Below are 5,829 nucleotides of genomic sequence, written 5' to 3'. Positions count from 1 at the left end.
GCGTAAAACCCCCATGATACCACCGCCGGGGAGTATCTGGACGGCTAACCAGGGGAAAACGGCACCCAATTGGGTGCTGTTGATATTGTGTTGTCGTATTGTTGTCGGTTTTTTGTGAGGTTGACCGGATATTTTTCAGTGATTATGTGGAAAAAAGCGATTGCAGATGGGATATTCCTTGTCCGCAATCCCATGTGTTTCCGGACATGCTCAAGAGAAGGTTTGCCGGGGCAGATGACGCCAGCCTGTGACATGGGTGTCGCCTGGCGTAGCGATTGCCAACAGGACTAATGATTCACGCACTTCGGTGCTCAGGGACTATTTGATGACACAACACCCCCCCCTCATGCGACTGGTCAACAGCACCAGTCTGGTTAGCCAGATCCTGGTCGGTCTGGTACTCGGTATCCTCCTTGCCATGTTCATGCCGGAATGGGCCAAGGCAGCGGGTCTGCTTGGCAGCCTGTTTGTTGGCGCGTTGAAGGCGGTTGCTCCACTGCTGGTCTTTGTATTGGTAATGGCAGCGATCATCGGTCACAAGCAAGGTCAGAAGACCCGCATTCGCCCGCTGCTCGCACTCTACCTGTTTGGCACCTTTGCTGCCGCCATGGTGGCGGTGATCGCCAGCTTCCTGTTCCCCACCAACCTGCATCTGGTGGCCAATACTGCCGAGATCACCCCGCCGGGTGGCATCACAGAGGTGTTGCAGACGCTGCTGTTCAATGTGGTGACCAACCCGGTCAAGGCGCTGATGGATGCTAACTATATCGGGATCCTGGCGTGGGCCATCGGCCTGGGCATTGCGATGCGCCATGCCAACGAGAGCACCAAGGCGTTGATCACCGATCTTTCCCAGGGTGTCTCCACCATAGTGAAAGCGGTGATCCGCTGTGCGCCGCTGGGTATTCTGGGTCTGGTTGCCTCGACCCTGGCCGAAACCGGCTTTGATGCGCTGTTTGGTTATGCCCAACTGCTGATGGTACTGATTGGCTGCATGCTGTTTATCGCTTTCGTGGTCAACCCGCTAATCGTGTTCTGGAAGATCAAGCGCAACCCCTATCCGCTGGTGCTGACCTGCCTCAAAGAGAGTGGCATGACCGCCTTCTTCACCCGCAGCTCAGCCGCAAATATCCCGGTCAACATGGCGCTGTGTGCAAAACTGCGCCTGCCGGAAGATACCTACGCGGTCTCTATCCCGCTGGGCGCCACCATCAACATGGCTGGTGCCGCTATCACCATTACCGTGCTCTCCATGGCGGCGGTACACACCTTAGGCATGGAAGTGGATCTGGCCACTGCCGTGCTGCTCTCCGTGGTCGCGACGGTCAGTGCCTGCGGCGCCTCCGGCGTGGCCGGTGGCTCACTGCTGCTGATCCCGCTGGCGTGCAGCCTGTTTGGCATCGGCAACGACATCGCCATGCAGGTAGTGGCCGTGGGCTTTATCATCGGCGTGCTGCAGGATTCTGCCGAGACAGCGCTTAACAGCTCCACCGACGTGTTGTTCACCGCTGCTGCCTGTATGGCCGAGGATGAATCGCTGCTGGAACCCGCAGCACTGCCCAGCGGCGAGGCGTGATCCGATAGATTAAGTGTTTGATTCAGCCCCTCTTTTCGAGGGGTTTTTTACATCCACTCGCCGAGATTGATTGGGGGGAGGTGCTCACAAGAAAAGTGTCAGGTGCAGTGGGAAGCAGCCAGTCACTCTGGGTTCTGGATTATCGATCCGTCAAAGCCAACATCGATTCAGCGCTCACTATTCAGAATTGGGGCGGTCAGATTGCATTGCAGCCGATGGTCATTGCGCCTATCAACGCAGACTCCTGGTACAACCTTGGGGAGAGTGCGCTGTTTCAGGATGTTAAAACCGAGCGCAGCAACAAGGGGGCGGGGATCAAGCTGACCATCTTGTTTAAAGAGGGGTGTTCTGTCAGCGGTGAGACAGAGGCCAACACTCAAGGTCTGAACAAGCTGACATTGACTGGTTGGAGTAACCGGTCGTGCAGCTTCAATACCCTAACAGGGTCTGCTGATATTAAGGATGGAAAAATATATGAGGGGATGTGGGAAGCAAAGATGCGCGAATTTGCCAATCGCGACGCCAGTGTCACTGCATATCTGACCATGAAGCCCGGTAGCCATGGTCAGAAAGACACGCTGCTACTCGGCATCCCTGAGATCACCGGCATCACGCCGTTCGTTTTGGAAGCACAGCCACTCTAGTCAGCAAGAGAGTAGGTGTTTTTCAAGAGAGGCCAGTCGCTCACCCGACTGGCATTTTTGTTGGCTGAGGTGCGCCGCGGGTCGCTGACAACATCATGATGCTGTTGCCGGATAAGGGCTGTGCCCTAGGTCGTTGCGTGAGTTCGGGTTGCGTGGCTGCGTGATGAGGCGTTAAGCATATTCAGGGCGGGACAAGCGCAATAAAAAAGCCAGCCGAATGTTCGGCTGGCTTTTTGCTATCAGAGGCAGGTAGGGGGATTAGCCGACCAGCTGATAGAGGATGGCGGAGATGGCGATCGTGCCCATCAGGGCGACGAACGCGTTGCTGATGTGACCCTGGTATTTTGCCATGGCTGGCACGCGCTTGATGGCGTACATCGGCATGATGAAGAGGATGGTGGCGATGATGGGGCCGCCCAAGGATTCAATCATACCCAGGATGGAGGGGTTGGCCACCGCGGTGCCCCACAGGGTCAGGATGAAGAAGGCGATGATGAACATCTCGACTTTCTTGGCATTCGGCTCTTTGCCTGACTTGCGCATGTTCTGCACTATCATCCCTTTCAGACCTTCTCGGGCGCCCAGATAGTGGCCAAAGAAGGAGGAAACGATGGCCACGAAGGCAACCAGCGGACCAAAGTAGGAGATGAGGGGGCTGGCATGTTGGTTGGCCAGATAGGAGAGCACGGCGATGTTTTGGGCCTTGGCTTCAGCCAGTTGAGCCGGTGTCAGGCTCATGACGCAGGAGAAGACGAAGAACATCACGAAGCCCAGCAGCACCATGGAGGTACGCTTGAGGATGGCATCGGCTTTCTCGACAGCCTGGTCACCGTGGTCGCGGCGCTGGGCCAGGGAGAAACTGGAGATGGCCGGGCTGTGGTTGAAGGAGAAGACCAGTACCGGGATGGTCAGCCACAGGGTAGTGGCGAAATCCTTGGCAGAGGGTACTTGCTCCAGCGCAGCGCCGGTCCAGTCAGGAATGAGGTACAAAGAGATACCGGCCAGAATGACGATAAGCGGGTAGACCAGGACCTCGGTCACTTTCAGCATCAGCTTCTCGCCGGCCAGCATTACCGACATCATGCCCATGATCAGCACGATGGAGAGCAGCCAGCGTGGTGGGGCCACCATCTGCAGCTGGTTGACCATGAAGCTCTCGACGGTGTTGGTGATACCCACGCCGTAGATCAGCACTATGGGGTAGATGGCGAAGAAGTAGAGCAGGGTGATCAACTTGCCTGCACCAACGCCGAAATGCTCTTCTACCACTTCAGTGATATCAGCATTGGGCTTTTTGGAGGAGAGGACGAAGCGAGCCAGACCACGGTGAGCCAGGTAGGTCATTGGGCCAACCAGCAGCGCCATCACTACCAGTGGCCAGAAGCCACCCATACCGGCGTTGATCGGCAGGAACAGGATCCCGGCGCCAACGGCGGTGCCAAACAGGCTGATGACCCAGGTAGAGTCGCGTTTTTCCCAACGAGTAGCTTGAGTAGAGCGGGTCCCTTGCTCTGTTGACGACGCAACTTCCTGCGTGCCATTGACTGTGTTTGACATCTATCTCACCCCGAATGTGTGGTTCTTATTAAGTCGGCGCAAGGATACGATTTTTTTAATCAAAAATGTTGATCAAATTCATCTTTACGGCACAGAAAACCGCACTTTCTTATGGAAATGTGATCAAAACAAGAAAAGTTCAATTTTTGTTTATCAATTGGCACGTTATTTTAGTGTTAATGATTAAATCTTGCTCGGTCAAATGTAAGTAAATTGTTATCTCGCAAGGTGTTGGGCAAGTTGGTTAATCATGCTGGCGGTGGCCCCCCAGATAAAGTGCTGCTGCCAGGGGATCCAGTAGATGGTGTGCTGCTTGCCACCTCTTGGGATGGTGAGGGCGATATGGTGACGCCGATCCAGCAGATGGGTCAGCGGCACTTCAAATGCGTGCTCGACTTCATCCTGGCTCAGGGTGAGCTGATAATCGGCTGCAACCAGTCCCAGCACCGGCAGCACCTCGTATTGGGAGACAGTATTGAGGGAGCTGAGGGTGCCGATGATCTCGATCTGGGCGGGCGCGATGCCGAGCTCTTCCTGGGTTTCCCGCAATGCCGTGTGGATCAGATCCCGGTCGTCGGGATCCTGCCTGCCACCGGGGAAACTTATTTGCCCCGCATGATGGCGCAGGTACGGGCTGCGACGGGTCAGCAGTAGCTGCAGGCCGTCGGCCCGCGCTACCAGTGGCAGCAAGACGGCGGCGGGCTTGAGCCCTGCCTCCGTCAGCCGATGGGCCGGGGCGGGGCATTGCAGCAAGAAGCGGGTCAACAGTTCGGTGCGGTCCATCTTGGCTATGTCTCTCAACTCTTTGCCTGGTTCTGTCCTTGAGTCTCTCGCGTGGCGCCCTTTCTGTCCATGCGTCAGGTGCTTAGCGCAGCGCATCCAGCAGCGGTAGTATGCGAGCCACCTTGTCATAGGTCTCCTGATACTCGCTGTCTACCTCGGAGTCGGCGATCACGCCGCCACCGGCCCAGCAGTGCAGCTGACCATCTGCCGCTATCAGGGTGCGGATGCAGATGCTGGTATCCATCCGGCCATGCTGACTCAGGTAGCCGATGCTGCCGCAGTAGGCGTTGCGTCGTTGGGGCTCCAGCTCCTCTATGATCTCCATCGCCCTGATCTTGGGGGCCCCCGTGATGGAACCGCCCGGGAAACAGGCACGCAGCAGATCCACCGCTTGCCAGCAGCTGTCCAGCTCACCGTGGATGGTGGAGACCAGATGATGCACCGCCGGGAATGACTCCACCGCGAACAGGCTCGGCACGTGGACTGAGCCGGGGCGGCTCACCCTGCCGATATCGTTGCGCAGCAGGTCCACTATCATCAGATTTTCCGATCTGTCCTTGTCGGCGCCAGCCAGTTCGAGGGCGCTGGCCTGATCTTGCCGTGGATCGGCAAGCCGTGGGCGAGTGCCCTTGATGGGCTTGGTTTCGATATGGCGATCATCGAGCAGCAGGAACCGCTCGGGGGAGAGGCTCAGAATGGCGCTCTGGGGCAGTCGGATAAAGGCCGAGAAGGGGGCCCGGTTGGCGCGTGACAACGCCTGATAAGCCTGCCATTCATCACCGTGATAGGCGGCGCTGAAGCGCTGGGTCAGGTTGATCTGGTAACAGTCCCCGGCACTCAGGTAAGCCTGTACCCGCGCAAATTTCTCGCCATATTCGGCGCGGCTCATGTTGCTGCGCCACTCCCCCTGCAGGGCAAATGGCGGTGTTGGTATCTCGTACTGCGCGGCCAGCCACTGCAGCCGGCGATGGAGGCCGGCCTCGTCACCCCAGTGCACCAGCTGCCAGGCGCCGCTCGTCACATCTCGCAGCAGCGCCCAGTCGTAAATGCCCACCGCCATGTCTGGCACGGACAGATCCCGTTGCGCCTGCACCGGCAGCCGTTCGAAGCGGCGGCCCAGATCATAGCCAAACAGCCCGAGGGCGCCGCCAATAAAAGGCAGCGTGTCGCTGTGTGGCGCCATTTCACCCAGCAGTTCGCGCTGCCGTTGTGCCAGCAGGGTCAGGGGATCGGCATCAAACGACCGGCGCTGTTCACCCTGGGCTATCC

The 5,829-nt window shown here is 57.7% G+C and carries 5 protein-coding genes; 2 read left to right on the top strand and 3 right to left on the bottom strand.

The genetic code is table 11. The features are described 5' to 3' along the window. The first annotated feature begins 325 nt into the window (after positions 1 to 325). On the top strand, positions 326 to 1,576 hold the full coding sequence (sstT, locus tag AAC083_RS21140; protein WP_108537643.1) for a serine/threonine transporter SstT: 1,251 nt from the start codon (positions 326 to 328) through the stop codon (positions 1,574 to 1,576). Between the two features lie 17 nt (positions 1,577 to 1,593). Continuing rightward, on the top strand, positions 1,594 to 2,220 hold the full coding sequence (locus AAC083_RS21135) for a hypothetical protein (protein ID WP_258224809.1): 627 nt from the start codon (positions 1,594 to 1,596) through the stop codon (positions 2,218 to 2,220). Between the two features lie 258 nt (positions 2,221 to 2,478). On the opposite strand, the gene AAC083_RS21130 is transcribed toward AAC083_RS21135, so the two are convergent. The 3 genes from AAC083_RS21130 to pabB form a co-directional block, all read right to left on the bottom strand. Next, positions 2,479 to 3,777, bottom strand: a complete 1,299-nt coding sequence (locus AAC083_RS21130; protein WP_042034876.1) for a serine/threonine transporter — start codon at positions 3,775 to 3,777, stop codon at positions 2,479 to 2,481. 216 nt (positions 3,778 to 3,993) lie between these two features. After that, positions 3,994 to 4,560, bottom strand: coding sequence for a CoA pyrophosphatase (locus AAC083_RS21125; RefSeq protein WP_108537642.1), 567 nt, complete (start codon positions 4,558 to 4,560; stop codon positions 3,994 to 3,996). A gap of 82 nt (positions 4,561 to 4,642) precedes the next feature. Beyond that, the coding region (pabB, locus tag AAC083_RS21120) for an aminodeoxychorismate synthase component I (protein ID WP_258224808.1) at positions 4,643 to 5,829 on the bottom strand (1,187 nt) is incomplete at its 5' end.

This window comes from Aeromonas sp. HMWF014 (genome assembly GCF_963878295.1).
GTDB lineage: Bacteria > Pseudomonadota > Gammaproteobacteria > Enterobacterales > Aeromonadaceae > Aeromonas > Aeromonas popoffii.
Note: the sequence above shows the minus strand (reverse complement) of the source record. Positions and strands in the feature narration are given on the sequence as shown.

Excerpts from the sequence above, each read along its gene's own strand:
- AAC083_RS21125 (WP_108537642.1), bottom strand. The coding sequence starts at position 4,560 with ATGGACCGCACCGAACTGTTGACCCGCTTCTTGCTGCAATGCCCCGCC.
- AAC083_RS21130 (WP_042034876.1), bottom strand. The coding sequence starts at position 3,777 with ATGTCAAACACAGTCAATGGCACGCAGGAAGTTGCGTCGTCAACAGAG.
- sstT (WP_108537643.1), top strand. The coding sequence starts at position 326 with ATGACACAACACCCCCCCCTCATGCGACTGGTCAACAGCACCAGTCTG.